The 1,510-nt window shown below is 63.4% G+C and carries 1 protein-coding gene (only partly in view); it reads left to right on the top strand.

The whole window is internal to a beta strand repeat-containing protein gene (locus tag GJA_RS25555) on the top strand: the coding sequence, 1,542 nt in all, runs 12 nt past the left edge and 20 nt past the right edge, and what appears here is coding positions 13-1,522 (codon 5, complete, through codon 508, partial); the first codon wholly inside the window starts at position 1. The start codon and the stop codon both lie outside this window.

Raw genomic sequence — 1,510 nt, 5'->3', positions numbered from 1 at the left:
GCCACCGCCGATATTGGCAAGGCGACCATCGCCAGCGTGAGCGGCATCACGGCCGGCAACAAGGTGTATGACGGCAGTCTTGCCGCCAGCCTGAATACGGCCGGCGCAGCGTTGACCGGCATGATCGCCGGCGACAACCTGACGGTGTCGGCCGCCAGCGGCAGCTTCATCGACAAGAACGCCGGCAATGGCAAGACCGTCAATATCAGCGGCATCGTGCTGGGCGGCGCCGACGCCGGCAATTACAACCTGGCCAGCGACACGGCCGGCAGCAGCGCCAGCATCGGCGCCAAGGCATTGACGCTGACTGGCTTGAGCGGCAATAAAGTCTACGACGGTACTGTCAATGCGACGCTTGCCGGCGGCACGCTGAATGGCCTGGTCAACTCGGAAACGCTGGCCTTTACCGTCCAGGGCGCGACATTCGGCGACAAGAACGCAGGAACCGGCAAGGCCATCACGGTCGGCGGCGTGACCTTGGGCGATGGCACCGGACTGGCCAGTAACTACACGCTCGCCACGCCAGGCGGCGTGAGCGGAGATATCACGAAAGCGACGATCAGCGCTATCAGCGGCTTGACCGCCTCCAGCAAAGTATATGACGGCAACCTGAATACCACCCTCGGCAGCAATTCCGCCGTGATCAATGGCAAGATTGCCGGCGATGATGTGCAATTGTCCGGCGCCTCCGGCCAGTTCACGGACAAGAACGTGGGAACCGGCAAGACCGTCAACATCACCGGCATCACGCTGAGCGGCAGCGACCTGGGCAACTACAATGTCATCAGTAACACGGCCAGTACCACGGCCGATATCACGCCGAAGACCGTCACGCTGACCGGCATGACTGCCGATAATAAAGTCTACGATGGCACGGCGGTCGCGGTGTTGTCCGGTGGCACCTTGAGCGGCGTGGTCTCAGGTGAAACCCTGAGCTTCAGCGGCGGCGTCGGCGTCTTCAGCGACAAGAACGCCGGTGCCGGCAAGCTGGTCACGGTCAGCGGCACCACCTTGCACGACGGTACTGGACTGGCCAGCAATTACACCTTCAGCAGTCCGGCCAATCTGAACGCCGACATCAGCAAGGCCACCATCAGCAGCGTGAGCAATATCGGCGCGGCCAATAAAACCTACGATGGCTTGACCGGCGCCACGCTGAATGGCGCGGCGACCTTCAATGGCATGGTAGCCGGCGACAGCTTGGCGATCGCTAACGCCAGCGGCAGCTTCAGCGACAAGAACGCCGGCAACGGCAAGACCGTGACGATCAGCGGCATCGTGCTGGGCGGCGCGGACGCCGGCAATTACAGCCTGGCCAGCAGCACGGCCAGCACCAGCGCCGACATCACGCCCAAGGCGTTGACGGTCAGCGGCACGCTGGCGGCGGCTAAAGTCTATGACGGCAACAACGTCGCACAAATCTCGGGCGGCACGCTGGATGGCCTGGTGGCCGGCGAAACGCTGGGCATCGCCGGCCAGACGGCGGTCTTCAGCGACAAGAACGCGGCCA

This window comes from Janthinobacterium agaricidamnosum NBRC 102515 = DSM 9628 (assembly GCF_000723165.1).
Taxonomy (GTDB): domain Bacteria; phylum Pseudomonadota; class Gammaproteobacteria; order Burkholderiales; family Burkholderiaceae_D; genus Janthinobacterium; species Janthinobacterium agaricidamnosum.
The sequence above is the reverse complement of the archived record's forward strand: the minus strand, read 5'-3'. Positions and strand labels throughout refer to the sequence as shown.